At 52.7% G+C, this 16,320-nt stretch carries 16 protein-coding genes; 1 reads left to right on the top strand and 15 read right to left on the bottom strand.

The window, feature by feature from the left end:
- Positions 1-6 precede the first annotated feature (6 nt).
- Complete coding sequence (locus RG807_RS03335; RefSeq protein WP_309043614.1) at positions 7-1,533, top strand: helicase HerA-like domain-containing protein; 1,527 nt, start codon at positions 7-9, stop codon at positions 1,531-1,533.
- Here the strand turns inward: RG807_RS03335 and RG807_RS03340 are convergent, their stop codons facing one another.
- From RG807_RS03340 to tkt, 15 genes are all read right to left on the bottom strand, one after another.
- Entirely contained in the window at positions 1,534-1,704 is a 171-nt protein-coding gene (locus RG807_RS03340) for a hypothetical protein (RefSeq protein ID WP_309043615.1), read from the bottom strand.
- Between the two features lie 37 nt (positions 1,705-1,741).
- The gene (locus tag RG807_RS03345; protein WP_309043616.1) at positions 1,742-1,960 is read right to left on the bottom strand and encodes a VF530 family protein; all 219 of its coding nucleotides are present in this window, start codon (positions 1,958-1,960) and stop codon (positions 1,742-1,744) included.
- Between the two features lie 194 nt (positions 1,961-2,154).
- On the bottom strand, positions 2,155-4,536 hold the full coding sequence (locus RG807_RS03350) for a glycerophosphodiester phosphodiesterase family protein (RefSeq protein ID WP_309043617.1): 2,382 nt from the start codon (positions 4,534-4,536) through the stop codon (positions 2,155-2,157).
- Between the two features lie 89 nt (positions 4,537-4,625).
- A complete protein-coding gene (locus tag RG807_RS03355) occupies positions 4,626-5,489 on the bottom strand; it encodes a phytanoyl-CoA dioxygenase family protein (protein ID WP_309043618.1) in 864 nt (287 codons plus the stop codon).
- A gap of 70 nt (positions 5,490-5,559) precedes the next feature.
- Complete coding sequence (locus RG807_RS03360; protein ID WP_309043619.1) at positions 5,560-6,642, bottom strand: endonuclease/exonuclease/phosphatase family protein; 1,083 nt, start codon at positions 6,640-6,642, stop codon at positions 5,560-5,562.
- The gene (locus RG807_RS03365; RefSeq protein ID WP_309043620.1) at positions 6,633-7,292 is read right to left on the bottom strand and encodes a 2'-5' RNA ligase family protein; all 660 of its coding nucleotides are present in this window, start codon (positions 7,290-7,292) and stop codon (positions 6,633-6,635) included. The genes RG807_RS03360 and RG807_RS03365 overlap by 10 nt, the downstream gene beginning before the upstream one ends.
- A 9-nt stretch (positions 7,293-7,301) precedes the next feature.
- Positions 7,302-8,342 carry a diguanylate cyclase domain-containing protein gene (locus tag RG807_RS03370; protein WP_309043621.1) on the bottom strand — a complete coding sequence of 347 codons (1,041 nt, stop codon included), beginning with the start codon at positions 8,340-8,342 and terminating at the stop codon, positions 7,302-7,304.
- 151 nt (positions 8,343-8,493) lie between these two features.
- A complete protein-coding gene (locus RG807_RS03375) occupies positions 8,494-8,865 on the bottom strand; it encodes a DUF805 domain-containing protein (RefSeq protein WP_309043622.1) in 372 nt (123 codons plus the stop codon).
- 306 nt (positions 8,866-9,171) lie between these two features.
- Positions 9,172-9,657, bottom strand: a complete 486-nt coding sequence (locus tag RG807_RS03380; RefSeq protein WP_309043623.1) for an RDD family protein — start codon at positions 9,655-9,657, stop codon at positions 9,172-9,174.
- 159 nt (positions 9,658-9,816) lie between these two features.
- Complete coding sequence (locus tag RG807_RS03385) at positions 9,817-10,185, bottom strand: hypothetical protein (RefSeq protein WP_309043624.1); 369 nt, start codon at positions 10,183-10,185, stop codon at positions 9,817-9,819.
- A gap of 113 nt (positions 10,186-10,298) precedes the next feature.
- Positions 10,299-10,457, bottom strand: a complete 159-nt coding sequence (locus tag RG807_RS03390) for a DUF3465 domain-containing protein (protein ID WP_353962118.1) — start codon at positions 10,455-10,457, stop codon at positions 10,299-10,301.
- 373 nt (positions 10,458-10,830) lie between these two features.
- On the bottom strand, positions 10,831-11,895 hold the full coding sequence (gene fba, locus RG807_RS03395; protein ID WP_298448901.1) for a class II fructose-bisphosphate aldolase: 1,065 nt from the start codon (positions 11,893-11,895) through the stop codon (positions 10,831-10,833).
- Between the two features lie 62 nt (positions 11,896-11,957).
- Positions 11,958-13,118: a phosphoglycerate kinase gene (locus RG807_RS03400; RefSeq protein WP_309043625.1), complete on the bottom strand. Its 1,161-nt coding sequence runs from the start codon at positions 13,116-13,118 to the stop codon at positions 11,958-11,960.
- A 38-nt stretch (positions 13,119-13,156) separates the two neighbouring features.
- Positions 13,157-14,185 (bottom strand): type I glyceraldehyde-3-phosphate dehydrogenase, encoded by a 1,029-nt coding sequence (locus RG807_RS03405; RefSeq protein WP_309043627.1) that lies wholly within the window; start codon positions 14,183-14,185, stop codon positions 13,157-13,159.
- Entirely contained in the window at positions 14,185-16,185 is a 2,001-nt protein-coding gene (gene tkt / locus RG807_RS03410; protein WP_309043628.1) for a transketolase, read from the bottom strand. The genes RG807_RS03405 and tkt overlap by 1 nt, the downstream gene beginning before the upstream one ends.
- Positions 16,186-16,320: the final 135 nt, after the last annotated feature.

Raw genomic sequence — 16,320 nt, forward strand, 5'->3', positions numbered from 1 at the left:
CCGGCGATGAATTCAACTAATAACAAAAAAGAGGCAAAACCGGTGCAGGAAGATTCAGTATTCATTGGCAAAGGCACTAATGTTCAAAGTTTGTTGTTGCGTCGCGCAAACCGCCACGGCTTGATTGCCGGGGCAACGGGCACTGGCAAAACGGTTACCCTGCAAATACTGGCGGAAGGCTTTTCTGCCCAGGGTGTGCCAGTGTTTATGGCTGATGTGAAAGGCGATTTATCTGGCATTTCACAACCCGGCACTACCAAGCCATTTCTCTCCAAGCGCGCGGCGCAGATTGGCCTTGAACCCTACAACTTCGAAGGCTTCCCCACCGTATTCTGGGACGTATTTGGCAAACAAGGGCACCCCATGCGCGCCACCATTTCCGATATGGGCCCGCTGTTGCTCTCCCGCCTTCTGGAACTGAACGACACCCAGGAAGGCGTGATCAACATAGCCTTCAAACTTGCAGATGACCACGGCATGGCCTTGCTGGATCTTAAAGATCTGCGCGCTTTGATGACCTTTGTGGCGGAGCAATCGAAGGAGCTCACGGCGTTATACGGCAACGTCAGCAAAGCGTCGGTAGGCGCGATACAACGCCGCTTGTTACAACTGGAGCAGCAAGGCGGAGATCAATTCTTTGGCGAGCCGGCACTGGAGCTGGCCGATTTGATGCGCTGCGATTCGAAAGGGCGCGGGCACATTAACTTGCTGGCCGCTGATCAATTGATCGAAAGACCTCAGCTATACGCCACCATTCTGCTCTGGCTATTGGCCGAGTTGTTTGAAGAGTTGCCCGAAGTTGGCGACCCTGAAAAACCCAAGCTCGTATTCTTTTTTGATGAAGCTCACCTGCTGTTTGAGGATGCTCCAAAAGCATTGCTGCAAAAAGTCGAACAGGTGGTGCGTTTAATTCGCTCCAAAGGCGTGGGCGTCTATTTTGTATCACAAAACCCTACCGATATCCCCGACAAAATACTTGGGCAGCTCGGGAACCGGGTGCAGCACGCACTAAGAGCCTTCACTACTCGCGATCAAAAGGCGGTTCGCGCTGCCGCCTCAACGTTCAGGCAAAACCCTGCCCTGGACACGGAAAAAGTCATAACAGAACTCGGTGTCGGCGAAGCCCTGGTCTCCACCCTCGATGCCAAAGGGTCGCCCTCCATCGTGGACCAAACGCTTATCCGCCCTCCCTCTTCACGTCTGGGGCCAGCAACGGCTGCAGAACGTAAACTCATTCTCAGCGCCAGTGAGTTTGGCCCTCGCTACGACGAGGTAATAGACCGGGAGTCTGCCCACGAAATACTGCAAAAGCGTGCGAACAAGGCCGCGAAAGAAGCGGAGCAGGCTGACCTTGATAATAACCGGGTTTACGAGGCACCTGGCAATAAAGGCAAAAAACCCGCTCAACCACGACGATCCAATCGCCAGGGCGTATTTGAAACCCTGATGAAAAGCATAGCGCGTACGATGGGGCGGGAGATGTCGCGGGGACTTCTGCGGGGCCTGCTAGGTTCGCTGTTTAAAGGGCGTTAGCTAGTCTTTTTTATCGATCGTTATCTCAATCGATTTACTGCTTCCCGCAAACCACTTCTGAACATACAAAGTACCCACAACAGGAGCGGTACCCTCTTCAGGTACTTCCTTGAAGCGCACACTGTTTTTTGTTTCTTTCTCGTACTCAAACGTGACTAATTTTTTCGACATGAAATATTCCTGATAGCGAATGGCATGGGCAGCTAACTCAAACAAACGTCGATATATAAAGGCCTTCAACCTTATCTCTGGCCCACTGGGTTTTGCGCAAAAACTTCAGTGATGACTTGATCGACGGATCGCTTTTGAAGCAATTGATATTGACCTGTTGGGCCAGCCCATTCCAGCCATAATGTTCCTGTAGCCGTGTTACGACTTGCTCCAGCGTAATGCCATGCAAAGGGTTATTCGGTTGTTCATTGCTCATACTGTAATTTCACCATTGGTTAGCTGCCCTTTCTCTTGCCTCACAGGAATAGCGTAACGCCAATTGACCACAGAACTAAAGGAAAAGCGGCCGGTTGCCTGGTAATCCTTCCATAAACCAAACAAAAAAGGCACGGGGCGCAAGCCCCATGCCTTAAAGATAGTAAAAACGCTTGGTGCTACCCAAGACTCATTTTAGTTAATAGTTACTGCCAACCGTGCGCCAATCACGCGATAAGCCGCTCCGCTGCCCAGCGTGTACTCATACACGGGAAGAACGGTCGCCGTGCCAGGGGCAGTAAACATAAGCGAAGCACCATCGTTGGTGTAGTCCGCTGTGCTGGCCAGCACAATGAAGCGATTTGCTTCAGCCACCTGAGTTTCACCCAGCTGCGTGGTCAGGGTCACATCCACTGTCACGCCAACATTGGCTGCTACATTAATGTTACCCACCACCGGCTCAACGCTTACGGGGTAATCGCTAAACCACTGGGCGTAATCCGTCGTCATGCCATGGGTGCCTGCAAGGTAGTAGCTTTCTGCTTCGGTTTGATCCCGGAACGTCCAGGGCCAGAAGGTTGTGCCACGGTGCTTGGACGCCTCCATAACCGACGGCGACAGGTTTTTGTAGGAAGGGTTGAACGTAGACGAATACAGCTGCGTCGCCTTCAGGATTTGACGTAGGTTTTTTGTCATATTGCTGTCGGTCGCAAAGCCCGTCAGGAAACCACCGGAAATGCCGGGCATTACTTCTTGTAACTTCAGCAACTGATCAGAGTTGAATGAGATTACGATAACCTGGTCCCAAACGTCGTTGCGATCGATCGCCTGCTTCAAGTGCTCCACTATCTCAAGCTTGCCGCTCTTTATCTCGATGAAGTGAACCACCTCTTTATGCTTCAAGGCGGCAAAGAATTCATCCATTGTCGGTATAGTGTGCGCACCTTCAACCGTCAGTGCTTTCAGTTCGTCCAGCGTTTTTTCCTCAACTGGCCCTGTGCCGTCAGTGGTCCGATCCACGGTGCCGTCGTGTATCACCACAATGTGGTTGTCCTTGGTAAGGTAGATATCGGATTCAACCGCATCCGCTCCCAACTCGGCGGCTTTCACAGCGCCAGCCACGGTGTTTTCTGCCACCAGTGATGGCACACCTCGGTGACCCACTATCAGCGGCTTTCTCAACAGGGTGTTTTCCGGCAGTTTGGCCAGGAACTCTTGGGCCTGCTCGGGTGTATCCGTCACCAAGCCATTCACACCGGCCAATAGCACGTCAGTGGTTTGCTCGTTGGTTGGCGCTACCAGACTGCCCCAAACAGATACCAGACGGTTCTGAAGGTATATCACAGAGGCTTTATCCAGCAGAGGCGCCGGCAGTATCGCAATCTTGGCTTTAGCCCGATTGGTTTCCTGCGTGATGCGCAAAAGATCTGCCGGAGCCGTTGTCAGGCCCGCACCCGTGAAATCCATCGCCGCGCGAATCATCGGCATTTTTACCCGTGCATCCCGCAAAAGCTCTGCACTGTTTGATACCAAGGTGATGTCGAACAGCTGATGCTTCTCAACCACGGGAACCAGCGCATCCACGGCGGTCTGAGAGGTCACATAAAACATCGGCAGCGCGTTGAACTGCTCACCTTCAAGAAGGTTGTCCAAATATCCCAAACTGCCGCCGTCTTCGGTCGTCAGCATCAACTGGTCGTCGAGCTTCAAGAAAATCGGGAGGGACGGCTCTAGCGCCAGTTCAGCCAGGGTCGGCACTGCGGTAGCAATGCTCGGAGCCATGGAAGCGCCAGTATCCAGCTCTGCTACTTCAGCCATCGGCGACAATGGCGGCAGTGCTGTTAATTGCTCGGTCACGGTCACTTCATCAACCCGAAGAAGACTACCGGCCGCCTGGAAAGCCACGCCCCCTTGGGCAAACTGGCTGTCCAATTCAGAATCCTGCATCAACTGCCCATTCAGGAAGTGCTGAACCCGATCGCCATGGGCCACGATTGTGGCGGTGTATAGCTGATCCGATGCAATGTTTTCTGAATACCGTTGTTTGTCTACAATCGCCCACTCGCCCTGGTTGCGTAGCGCATGCTCTGTACCGTTTTCAGCAGTGGCTTTCTGGCGAATCGCCATTTGATAGTAGGGCTCGACACCCATGCCTACGCGATACTGAAAACCAACCCAGCGAGTGTCGGTGTTTGCTTCCTGAATCGTAAACACAACGTCAATGCGGTAGTTGCTTTTATCCTGAAGCGACTCGGGCAATTTCAGGCTGACGGGGGTGTAGTTATTTCCCCGGCCGTCTACAAACAGGCTGCCATTGTTGGTGTAAAACATATCCTCCGTGCCGCTCATGGCTACCCAACCTTCGGGCAGCTTGCCGTCGGCCACGGCTTCAAAGTTTTCCTCCAACAACACTTTAGGATTGGGCTCCGGCTCCGGCTCTGGATCTGGTTCCGGATCAGGCGTCGGGTCTGGTTTGATTATTGGTGAATCAACACCGCCGCTGTTTGAATCGCTGTTACACCCGGCGAGGCCGGCGATGGCCGCCAGCATCATCACGTAAAGGAACTGTTTGCTCATGCTTCACTCTCCGTTGCTGCTCAAATCGAGAGGGCAGCATACGGAAGGAAAATGACGGGGCTGTTGCAGGAATAAGACAAAGCGCAGCGTTAGCTGCCTTTTGCCTTACCACTCAATGTGCGCTTGGGATGCATACCATTCACCATGCCCATAAAAGGCGGATGAATTGAATAACCAACCATGCTCAGCAATTGTTCGGGAATGGCGGCCAAGGTTTCCTGGCTTAACTCCAGAAAGAAATTTTCCTGTGGGCGAAGCCAAGGCTCACAATACTGGCAGGTAACCGCAAGGCGGGATGATGCCGACTGGTTGCTGCCGCCGCCGTGCCAGGTTGTACCCAGAAAGAACACAACCGATCCCGCAGGCATAACGGCTGGGATCACCTTACTGCGATCGGTGACTACTTCCTGTCCAAGCAGATGGCTTTCCGGGATGAGTACCGTTGCACCATTATCTTCTGTGAACTCATCAATCGCCCATACCGTAGCGGCGCCAAGGGGCTTGCGTGGGCGGGGTATGGGATAGAAGCCATCATCATAATGCAGCGGCTGGGCGGCTTCTCCCGGCAAGATGTTGATTATTTGAGCTTGGCTAAGCAGGTAATTTGGCTGAAACAGCCGGTTCAGAAGGCCCGTAATTCTCGGGTGAACGGCAAGGGAGTCAATAACCCGGGTTTGTTCCAGAACATTGTAAACCCGCTGCGTTTTCACGCCCTCAAAATTATTGCGGCCGGGTTTATTCAGCAGTGGCGAGGCTTCTGCACGGATTGATTCCAGCTCTGAATCGCTGAGCAACCCTTCGATAATCACATAACCGTTTTTATGCAGGGTTTCGAAATCCTGAGCAACCAACGCTTTGGTTGCTTCCGCCTCAGTGGGCACATAGGCCTTGTGTTTCCGAGCAAGGTCGCCTTGCAGCTCAGCAACGGAATCAATGTTTCGGGTTTTATCCACTTTCGAATGCTCCTGATGACGAGCGTCGGAAGCCTTCAGGGCACACCAACAACAGAGATCGTATTATTGTCTATTCACCCGGCGCGGGTACATCCTTCGAATCCACATCCTGTTCGTCAGCAATAGAGTTAGCCCAGGACTTGTCATCGGCGTCGGCCTTCACCCCCTCTTGATCCTCACCCCGCACAGGACTGAACGACAACTCCGTGAACAGCGCAAAATGATCTGAGCCAAAATACGGCAAGCGTTTAATCGAAATCAGGGTGAAGTGGTGGCTGTGGAACAGGTGATCCAATGGCCAGCGCAGGAAAGGGTATTTAGCGTGGAACGTGTTAAACATGCCTCGCCCCACCCGCGGGTCCAGCAACCCACTGAGCTTACGGAACAACCGCGTCGTTTCTGACCAGGCCACATCATTCAGATCCCCGGTCACTAACAAAGGCTGGTCGCTGCCTACGATTTTTCGGGCAACAATCACTAGTTCAGCATCCCGTTCGGCGGACTCAGGATTCTCTGTGGGGCTTGGTGGCGTAGGATGAAGAAAATGCACGCGTACCTGGTCTCCCGTTCGCAGCTTGAGCAAGGCGTGCATTGACGGGACACCCTCTTCCACGAGGTAGGATATTTCAGTTTCATCAAGCGGCAAGCGGGAATACACATGCATGCCGTAAAGGTTATCCAGAGGACATTTTATGCTGTAGGGCATGTCCTGTTGCAGCGTATCGAGGTGACCCTGCCACCAGGCATCAGACTCCAGCGTTACCAGTACATCCGGTTGGTGTTGATTCACCAGCCGCAACAAGGCATCAGCCTGCTTGTTTGGGGTCAGCACATTGGCCGTAAGGATGCTTAGTTTGCGGTCGGGGCTGGGGGACTTTGCTCTTTTAACTTCTGCTCGCCAGAAAACCGTATAGGGCAGAATCCACCACAGCTGCCAAGCAAAACAAGCCAGTGTGACACTAACAAGAAGCCACGTCTGAGCCTTGGCATGATCAAGGAGCAAGACTTGCATCAGGATTAGTAGTGCGGCAACGGCCGCCAGTTGCAGGCGGGGAAAATCCATTCCCCTTACGAGCCAATGGGGATGACGCCATATTGGCAAAAGCGTAGCCACTGCCAGCAAGCCGGTAGCGATTAAAATGACTAAATCCATAACCCCCCCAATTTTATGCGATGCACAACCCGATAAGGCCCTTGCACTTCATTCGTTCTATATTGAGCGAATACGATCTCATTAACCATGAACTCTATATCTGGAGATTGTATTTCTGATAAGTCCTTTGAGATACGAAAGGTATCGTAGGCTTTGTTATAAAAGCCAAGGGTGACATGTGGCGTGTAGATTTTTGGGTCACCGGCATGCTGAACACTGCTCAAGCATCTACGTATATCGTTTAAATTATCATCTGGATCAATAACCTGCAGATAAGGACAGGTGGAAAAGCTGTTGCAGCGGGCTAACCACAAGGGGAAAGCCTGCAGATTGCACGCCTCCAACCGCTTAACATTTTGCATTATCGAGGGCCCAAGGCGATCGCCATCCTCCAGCAACCCCTCCAGAGCCAGAGTTATATGAGGCTGTCGTAAGTAGCCAGAATGCAATTTATCGGAAAGATATTCTTGGTGAGCGCTTATTTTCTTCAGGCAATCGACGTCTGATACCTCAATCGCCCAGAAACCAAAATGTTCAATGCCCCCATGCCACTCGGGAAAGTCTCGCAGCTCGGTTTCGTGGGTCGTTTTATGGTTTAGGAAATCGGAAAACATAAACAAAACACCACCAATGCGCAGGAACAACACCATGCCGGAGCGCTAGTTATTGCTTACGTAGTAATTACATTTATCCGCATACATATTTTTATCAGCCTGGCTCAACAACGCTTGTACCGATGTTCCGTCTTCAGGGTATAGCGCCGCACCCTGGCTCACATGGCATTGCAGCGTATGGTGCTGAATCTGAAAGAGCTCAGCCATAGCCTCTTCAATGCGGGCCATGATTTGATTCACCCCTTGGTTATCCTTTATTTGAGGCAGCAAAACTACAAATTCATCGCCGCCAATACGGGCAAAAGTGTCCGTATCTCTCAGTTGCTGTTTGATGCGTTGAGCCACCTGCTGCAGCAAAGCGTCTCCCGCCTCGTGCCCGTAGGTATCATTTACTTGCTTGAAAGCATTAAGGTCGATGAATAACACGGCAAACGGGTCTTTACTGCGCTGCGCCAAACCAATGGTTTGCTTGATTCGCTCATTTAACACTGAGCGATTAACAAGGCCAGTGAGACTGTCGTGGTGAGCCAGGTACAGAATCTTTTCTTCAGCCGCCTTACGGTCGGAAATATCAGAGAGCATATTCAGCGTTGCTGGCTGCCCACCCCAAACAATCGCTGCGCCACTTATTTCAATAGGGTAGCTGGTGCCATCCTTGCGTAGAAAGAGGCTTTCGTAACGATGCGGTGCCCCCTCCCCTGCAATACGGCGCTGATAATTAGCCATCATTTCATCCCGTGCTGAGGGATGAATGAGGGGCATGAAGGACGGCAACGCCTTGAGCTCAGCTTCACCATACCCGCTCATTTCACACATGCGCGGGTTCAGGTAGACCAACCGTGTGTTTTGCACCACGGCAATCCCTTCGTGCGCATTTTCAACAAGATAGCGAAACGAATCCGCGCCCTCGCGCAGCTCCTGCACTAACAAACTTTGAGCAGCCATAGCACGGCGGAAACGCAGAAGGCACCAAGCGCCAGCCAACAGCAATATCAACAGAAGCAGGGATACACTCCAGCAAAAAATGGGGCTAACCGAGTACCCTGCTTCGATTAAAGCGGTTGGCGCTTTGGCGCTAACTTCCATACGCAAGCTCTGTCATGGCCGAAATTCAGTGGTTTCTAACTAGAATACTGCTCTTCGCGCTTATCACAAGTGACGAAAGTAAAATGAAGCACTTTAGTCTGAAAGACGGGGCTCAGCGGGGGGGGCCAAGCCCACCCGCTGAGTGATCCAGTTAGGCAGCCGCTTCCTTAGGATTCGGACCGTACTGGTTTTGCCCAGGCTTGCTATCCAGAACCATAAACACCAGCAGCACGATTGCACCGATAAGCGGAACAAACACCATCAGAAACCACCAGCCACTCCGGCCAGTGTCATGAAGCCGGCGCACGGTTACCGCTAGGCTGGGGAGCAAAACAGCCAGTGTGTATAGCCCGCCAAGCAAGCCCAACCCGGCTTCTGGGCTAAACGTCCCAGTAACACCATCAATTGCTCCAAGAGCAAGACTGATGATGATATTGAACAAGACGAACCACCAATATTCCGCTCTTCTCGCTCTGCCGTTGAATATGGCGTATTTTTTCAAGACTTGTAGATACCAGTTCATTCAAATTCCCTTTTCTTGCCCCAGTTTTCATTGGCCAGGCGACAGTGGGGCGTGCTGTCGGCTGGTGGTAGGTGCACATTTGATATTACGTTCTCAATATCAGGGCAAAGTCCTGATCGTTGCCGTATGCTTTCTACCAAAAGGAATCGCAGCTAATAATTTTGGAAAGCACCGGAAAAGCACATTTAGAGCTAAGGCATACCTTGATACATGAAGCGAGCTATATTCCATTAACTTCCTAAAGATAGCGCACAAAACAGAGGTGTCGCATGCGCAATACAGCGCCTGATTGTTATGAGCTAGCTCTTAGCTTTCTGTAAACTCAACACTTTGAACGCCTCTATTCTTTGGGCGGATCACGACGGTACCTGCCATTTTGTCGTGCCAACCCTGCTTCTTGCTATCCCACGCCACCCAGAACAAACCCAAAAATAAAGGAATGGTAGAAACAAAATATCCAATATAGCGAATAACCGACTGTTGAACCGTAGGCCTATTTCCAGTACGTGCGTCAACAACAATAGCTTTTACCGCCATTTTTCCTGGCGTGGCTGACTTATGCATCCAAAACAACACTGTCGCGATAAAGGGCAGCACATAGGAAATCAGAAAATCAGCGCCACCCAATATAAAATCATCAGAATAGAAATATGAGTCCCCGTAAATCATGTACAAAATGGGAACTGTAATACATAAAATAATAATCCCGTCAATCAACGATGCTCCAGCCCTGATCCAAAAGCCCGCATATTCGTATGCCGCTCCAAACTTCTCTATTGCTTTACTGCTCATTTCAACTCCTTTACGAGTTTATGGTTGATGATTTTTTCGTTGTACATGACGTGTAGAAAATATGAAACAAAGCAATTACATTTCATGTTCGATAAACAGCAGACAATCTCATAAAACACAATCTCATATTTCACGTAACTTCGCTGCCACACACCTAATCTATTGCCAGTTTCCGGGATTTAGGCAGTTTTCATTATTTGTGAATTTTTCTTGAATCACAGTGCTATATGCAACACCGGCACACTGGCCGACCTTATCACCCCAAAACGCTCCATCTTCAGGCAGGACAAGTTTAGAAGGCATTTTAGCATCAAGATTATTAAGACAAGCGCGTGTTGTAGATGAAGCCACCTCTTCACACTCGACTGCTGAAATTTTATAACACTGCCTGAAAAACTCGGCCGACTGACACATTGCCGCTGGCAACACTACTTTCATAGCTGAAACCCACTGCTCTTTCGTTACCTCCTGAGCCTGAACCAAGCCAGAGATAAAGACAGCAATTAATACTGTTACTATTTTTTTCAAAATCAACATCCTAAATTGCCAGGGTTATAATTATTTACTCTTGGCCATTTAATAAATACGGCCAGTCCTTTTCCGAATTAACTGGCGATCCTAAGCAGCTATTTACTATAGGTCTATTTGTATACAACCCCATTATGCTTAAGCCAACCAGCTTCGTGCCGACCTGCAGGGTCATGATGCGTCCAATGAACCACACCACCTTTAGAGTTCCACTCATGCTCTCCATAAAACTCGATAGATATAGATAACCAAAGCTTTTTACACTCTGTCATCGCGTGACCTCGCCATTATTGCAATACCGATGTTCGTTGGCCGCCTTACCATTTCGCATAGCCGGTCTAAGTTTTCTTTCAAACAGCCGTAAACCAGCCACAGGCATAGCTGTGCCCAATAGGCATAAATGAGGCGAAGTACCCGGAATTGAAATCGAGAATCTGGAGTCGTACTGAAGAGGTCATCGGCCGTTATCCTTAACTAGCAAGCGCGTCCATTGCGAATAGCTAGCTACATTAGACTATATCGCGACAATTTACCTTCGGCTTTTGCAAAATTTAGTTAATTCTATGATGGGGGAGTTAACGAGAAGGAAATCAGGAAGGTAAAACACAGCCCCAGGCAAGACGTCCAGGGCTGTTTCAAAGCAACTTACTTAACTTTCGGGTCCAGCTCACCAGACTCATAGCGCTGATACATCAGCTCCAGGTTGATGGGCTTGATCTTGCTGGCCTGGCCAGCACAGCCGAAAGCTTCGTAACGAGCTACGCAGATGTCTGTCATGGCTACCATGGTGGCCTGCAGGAATTTGCGTGGGTCGAATTCGGCCGGGTTCTGGGCCATGAAGCGGCGTACTGCGCCGGTGCTTGCAAGGCGCAGGTCGGTGTCGATGTTTACTTTACGCACACCGTGCTTGATGCCTTCTACAATTTCCTCAACCGGTACACCGTAGGTTTCGGGAATCTCGCCACCGAATTCGTTGATTACTTTCAGCCACTCCTGAGGTACGGAGCTGGAGCCGTGCATTACCAGGTGAGTGTCTGGAATGCGGGCGTGGATGGCTTTGATCTGGTTGATGGCCAGAATGTCGCCCGTGGGTGGGCGGGTGAACTTGTAAGCGCCGTGGCTGGTGCCGATGGCGATGGCCAGTGCGTCTACGTGGGTTTTCTTCACGAAGTCCGCGGCTTCTTCCGGATCGGTCAGCATCTGGCTCATATCCAGAGTGCCTTCCGCGCCAATGCCGTCTTCTTCACCGGCCTGGCCGGTTTCCAGAGAGCCCAGGCAACCCAGCTCGCCTTCTACAGATACGCCACAGGCGTGGGCCATTTCAACGGTGCGGCGGGTTACGTCTACGTTGTAGTCGTAGTCCATAGGCGTTTTGCCGTCTTCGCCCAGGGAGCCGTCCATCATTACGGAGCTGAAGCCCAATTGGATGGAGCGCTGGCAAATGGCCGGGCTGGTGCCGTGATCCTGGTGCATTACCACCGGGATGTGTGGCCATTCTTCAATGGCCGCAAGAATCAGGTGGCGCAGAAAGGGGGCTCCGGCGTATTTGCGGGCGCCTGCAGAGGCCTGAACAATAACCGGGGAATCGGTTTTGTCGGCAGCTTCCATGATGGCGCGCATCTGTTCCAGGTTGTTTACGTTAAAGGCTGGCACACCGTAACCGTGCTCGGCGGCGTGATCCAGCATTTGCCGCAGCGAAATCAGGGCCATTTGGTTGTCTCCTTGGTTTTAGCTTTTAAAGTTTCAGTTTCAAAATTGTTTGGAACGAATGCTTACGCGCCGCGCTCTTCCAGTACGGCTACGGCTGGCAGCACTTTGCCTTCCACAAACTCCAGGAAGGCGCCACCGCCGGTGGAAATGTATGAGATCTTGTCAGCTATGCCGTATTTGTCAACGGCCGCCACTGTGTCTCCACCACCGGCCAGTGAGAAGGCGTCGCTTTCGGCGATGGCTTCGGCCAGGGTTTTGGTGCCGTTGCCAAACTGCTCAAACTCGAACACGCCTACCGGGCCATTCCACAGAATGGTTTTGGCGCTCTTGAGCAATTCGGCGAATTGGCCGGCGGTTTGAGGGCCTGCGTCGAGAATCATGTCGTCTTCAGTAACGTCTTCAATGTTCCGAACAGTGGCGGTGGCGTTTTCTGAAAACTCACTGGCCACCACTACGTCGACCGGCAGGGGGATGTTAACGCGGGAAGCGATGTCTTTGGCAGTGTCCAAGAGTTCATGTTCGCACAGGGACTTGCCAACTGGGTGGCCGGCTGCGGCCAGGAAGGTGTTGGCGATGCCGCCACCGACAATAATCTGGTCACACACGTTTTCCAGCGCGTTGAGTACGTCGAGCTTGGTGGATACTTTCGCGCCACCAACAATGGCGACGACAGGTTTGGCCGGGTTATCCAGGGCTTTGCCCAGGGCTTCCAGCTCTGCCGCCAGCAATGGTCCAGCGCAAGCTTCTGGTGCAAACTTTGCAACGCCGTGGGTGGAAGCCTGGGCGCGGTGGGCTGTGCCGAAGGCGTCCATCACGTAGATGTCGCACAGGGCTGCGTATTGCTTGGCCAGGGTTTCGTCGTCTTTCTTCTCGCCTTTGTTGAAGCGAACGTTTTCAAACAGAACCACTTCACCGTCGGCCACTTCAACACCGCCGAGGTAATCTTTAATCAGGCGCACTTCCTGGCCCAGAGCGTTGGTGAGGTTTTCTGCAACGGGCTTGAGGGAGGAGGCTTCGTCGTACACGCCTTCTTCCGGGCGGCCCAGGTGAGACATCAACATCACTTTGGCGCCAGCGTCTCTGGCGGCCTTGATGGTTGGCAGGGAGGCGCGGATGCGGGCATCGCTGGATATCACGCCGTTCTTTACCGGCACGTTGAGGTCTTCGCGGATCAGAACCCGCTTGCCAGCGAGGTTCAGGTCGGTCATTTTTTTAATGGCCATGATCTGGGTTCCGTTAGTTCAATTAATTGGCAAAGAGTTTAAAGCCGGGATAGCCAGCTTTGGCTTACATCCAGCATGCGGCTGGCAAATCCCCATTCGTTATCAAACCAGCATAACACTTTCACCATGGTGCCCCGGGTTACGCGGGTTTGGCCGCCATCTACTACGCCGGAGTGGGAATCATGGTTGAAGTCGGAGCTGGCCAGCAGTTCGTCGGTGTATCCGAGTATGCCTTTTAGCGGGCCATCGGCGGCATCCTTCAATACACGGTTTACCGAGGGTACGTCGGTGGCTTCTCGCACGTTGAACACCATGTCGATGGCAGACACGTTCATGGTGGGCACGCGCAAGGCCACTGAGCTGAAGCGGCCTTCCATTTGCGGAAGCAAGCGTTCTACGCCCCGCGCCAGCCCGGTATCTACCGGCACTATGTTGTGCAGTGCGCTACGGGTAAGCCGCAAATCCTGCTGGTGATAGGCATCAATCACCGGCTGGTCGTTCATGGCAGCGTGAATGGTGGTGGTACTGCCCTGCTCCACGCCAAAGGCTTTATCCAATACGGTTATCACCGGAACAAGGCAGTTGGTGGTGCAGGAGCCTGCTGCCACTATGCGATCGTCTGCGGTGATTTCCGTTTCGTTAATGCCAAACACCACGGTGCGATCGACGTCTGATTCTGCCGGTTGGGAGAACAGCAGTCGCTTCGCACCCGCCTGAAGGTGTAATTCAGCCGTGGCCCGGTCGGTGTATGAACCAGAGCACTCCAGTACCAGATCGATATCCAGTTCTTTCCACGGCAGTTCCGCCGGATCTGCATGGCGCAGTATGCGGATAGGATCACCGTTGATGATCAAATCCTGCCCCTGCACGGCAATGCTTCCGGTGAACCGGCCATGGGTGGAATCGTAGCGGGTCAGGTGTGCAATGGTGTCGATATCAGAAAGCTCGTTAATCGCGACCACCTGAAGGTGATCGCGAAAACCGTTTTCGTACAGAGCACGCAACACGCACTGGCCAATACGGCCATACCCGTTGATGGCAATACGAAAGGGCACGGAGTCTGTCATCAGGCGTCCAGCAGCTCTGCAGACACTTCCAGAATGTTCTCTACGGTAAAGCCGAACTCCTTGAACAGTTCGCCGGCAGGTGCGGATTCACCGAAGGTGGTCATGCCCACAATGCGGCCGTCCAGGCCAACGTACTTGTACCAGTAATCCGCAATCGCCGCTTCGATAGCAATGCGGTTGGTGACTTCCAGTGGCAGTACCTGCTGCTTGTACTCGGCGCTCTGGGCGTCGAACACATCGGTAGAGGGCATGGAAACAACGCGCACCTTTTTGCCCTGCTCGCGCAGTTTGGCGGCGGCATCCTGTGCCAGGCTCACTTCAGAGCCAGTAGCGATGAAGATGAGATCCGGAGTGCCTTCGCTGTCAGACAGCACATAAGCGCCCTTGGCTACGTCTGCCAACTGCTGTGCATCACGGGTTTGGGCTGGCAGGTTCTGGCGAGAGAAGATCAAAGCGCTCGGGCCGTCGTTACGCTCAAGAGCGGCTTTCCAGGCGACGGCAGATTCTACTGCGTCGGCCGGGCGCCAGGTGCTCATGTTCGGCGTGGTACGCAGGCTGGCCAGCTGTTCGATCGGCTGGTGTGTGGGGCCATCTTCGCCAAGACCAATGGAGTCGTGGGTGAACACATAGATGGAGCGCTGCTTCATCAGTGCCGCCATGCGCACGGCGTTGCGGCAGTATTCCATGAAGATCAGGAAAGTTGCGCCGTAGGGCACAAAGCCGCCGTGCAGGGCAACACCGTTCATGATGGCTGCCATGCCGAATTCACGAACGCCGTAATAAACGTAGTTGCCGCTGGCGTCTTCTTTCGTGAGTCCTTTGGTGCCACCCCAGATAGTGAGGTTGGAACCGGCCAGGTCTGCAGAGCCACCCAGCAGTTCCGGCAGCATTGGGCCATAGGCGTTCAGGGTGTTCAGGGAAGCCTTACGGCTGGCGATGGTTTCGCTCTTGTCCTGACATTCCTGAATGTACGCCTGGGCTTTTTCAGAGAAGTCGGCAGGCAGGTCACCCGCCATGCGGCGCTTCAGCTCGGCCGCCAGTTCTGGCTCAGCTTTTTCATAAGCTGCGAAGGTTTCGTTCCAGTCGCTTTCAGCTTTGGCGCCTTTCTCTTTGGCGTTCCATGCTGCGTAGATGTCGGCGGGCACTTCAAACGGGCCGTGGGCCCAGCCCAGCGCTTCGCGGGTCAGTGCGATTTCATCGTCGCCCAGAGGCGCGCCGTGGGAGGATTCGCTGCCCTGCTTGTTGGGGGAGCCAAAACCGATCACGGTTTTGCAGCAGATCAATGTTGGCTGATCGGTATTCGCACGCGCCTTTTCAACCGCAGCACGCACTGCTTCACCATCGTGGCCATCGACATTCGGGATAACCTGCCAGCCGTAGGACTCAAAACGCTGCGGCGTATTATCGGTAAACCAGCCTTCGATCTTGCCATCGATGGAGATGCCGTTGTCGTCGTAGAACATGATCAGTTTGCCAAGGCCCAAAGTGCCGGCCAGTGAGGACACCTCGTGGGAGATGCCTTCCATGAGGCAACCGTCGCCCAGGAAAGCGTAGGTGTAGTGATCTACTACGTTATGGCCAGGGCGGTTGAACTGCGCCGCCAGCGCTTTTTCTGCCAGTGCAAAACCTACGGCATTGGCAATGCCCTGCCCCAGCGGGCCAGTGGTGGTTTCTACGCCCGGGGTGTAACCGTATTCCGGGTGGCCCGGCGTTTTGGAGTGCAGCTGCCGGAAGTTTTTGATGTCTTCAATGGAAACGTCGTAACCACTCAGGTGCAGGAGTGAATACTGCAGCATGGAGCCGTGACCATTGGAGAGTACGAAGCGGTCGCGGTTGGCCCACTCAGGATTGGCCGGGTTGTGGCTCAGATAATCGTTCCACAGCACCTCGGCGATATCCGCCATACCCATGGGCGCACCCGGATGGCCAGATTTAGCTTTCTGAACCGCATCCATGCTCAGCGCGCGAACGGCGTTGGCGAGATCTTTACGAGAGGGCATTTACGTTTCTCCAATGTTTTTCAAGGAAGTAAGTAACAAACCAGTGCTTTTCAAAGGGCAATAAAAAGCTGCTTAAAAATAAGGCGCGTATTTTCGCCGATTAGGGTGTGCCGGGGCAAATCGGTGTACCTCTTA

The sequence above is a fragment of the Marinobacter sediminicola genome, from assembly GCF_031157525.1.
Classification (GTDB): Bacteria; Pseudomonadota; Gammaproteobacteria; order Pseudomonadales; family Oleiphilaceae; genus Marinobacter; species Marinobacter sediminicola.

Coding starts and splice junctions, on each gene's coding strand:
- RG807_RS03380 (WP_309043623.1), bottom strand. CDS start 9,657: ATGAGCAGTAAAGCAATAGAGAAGTTTGGAGCGGCATACGAATATGCG.
- RG807_RS03345 (WP_309043616.1), bottom strand. CDS start 1,960: ATGAGCAATGAACAACCGAATAACCCTTTGCATGGCATTACGCTGGAG.
- RG807_RS03390 (WP_353962118.1), bottom strand. CDS start 10,457: ATGACAGAGTGTAAAAAGCTTTGGTTATCTATATCTATCGAGTTTTAT.
- tkt (WP_309043628.1), bottom strand. CDS start 16,185: ATGCCCTCTCGTAAAGATCTCGCCAACGCCGTTCGCGCGCTGAGCATG.
- RG807_RS03375 (WP_309043622.1), bottom strand. CDS start 8,865: ATGAACTGGTATCTACAAGTCTTGAAAAAATACGCCATATTCAACGGC.
- RG807_RS03405 (WP_309043627.1), bottom strand. CDS start 14,185: ATGACAGACTCCGTGCCCTTTCGTATTGCCATCAACGGGTATGGCCGT.
- RG807_RS03340 (WP_309043615.1), bottom strand. CDS start 1,704: ATGTCGAAAAAATTAGTCACGTTTGAGTACGAGAAAGAAACAAAAAAC.
- fba (WP_298448901.1), bottom strand. CDS start 11,895: ATGGCCCTGATTTCGCTGCGGCAAATGCTGGATCACGCCGCCGAGCAC.
- RG807_RS03335 (WP_309043614.1), top strand. CDS start 7: ATGAATTCAACTAATAACAAAAAAGAGGCAAAACCGGTGCAGGAAGAT.
- RG807_RS03350 (WP_309043617.1), bottom strand. CDS start 4,536: ATGAGCAAACAGTTCCTTTACGTGATGATGCTGGCGGCCATCGCCGGC.
- RG807_RS03370 (WP_309043621.1), bottom strand. CDS start 8,342: ATGGAAGTTAGCGCCAAAGCGCCAACCGCTTTAATCGAAGCAGGGTAC.
- RG807_RS03400 (WP_309043625.1), bottom strand. CDS start 13,118: ATGGCCATTAAAAAAATGACCGACCTGAACCTCGCTGGCAAGCGGGTT.
- RG807_RS03360 (WP_309043619.1), bottom strand. CDS start 6,642: ATGGATTTAGTCATTTTAATCGCTACCGGCTTGCTGGCAGTGGCTACG.
- RG807_RS03365 (WP_309043620.1), bottom strand. CDS start 7,292: ATGGTGTTGTTCCTGCGCATTGGTGGTGTTTTGTTTATGTTTTCCGAT.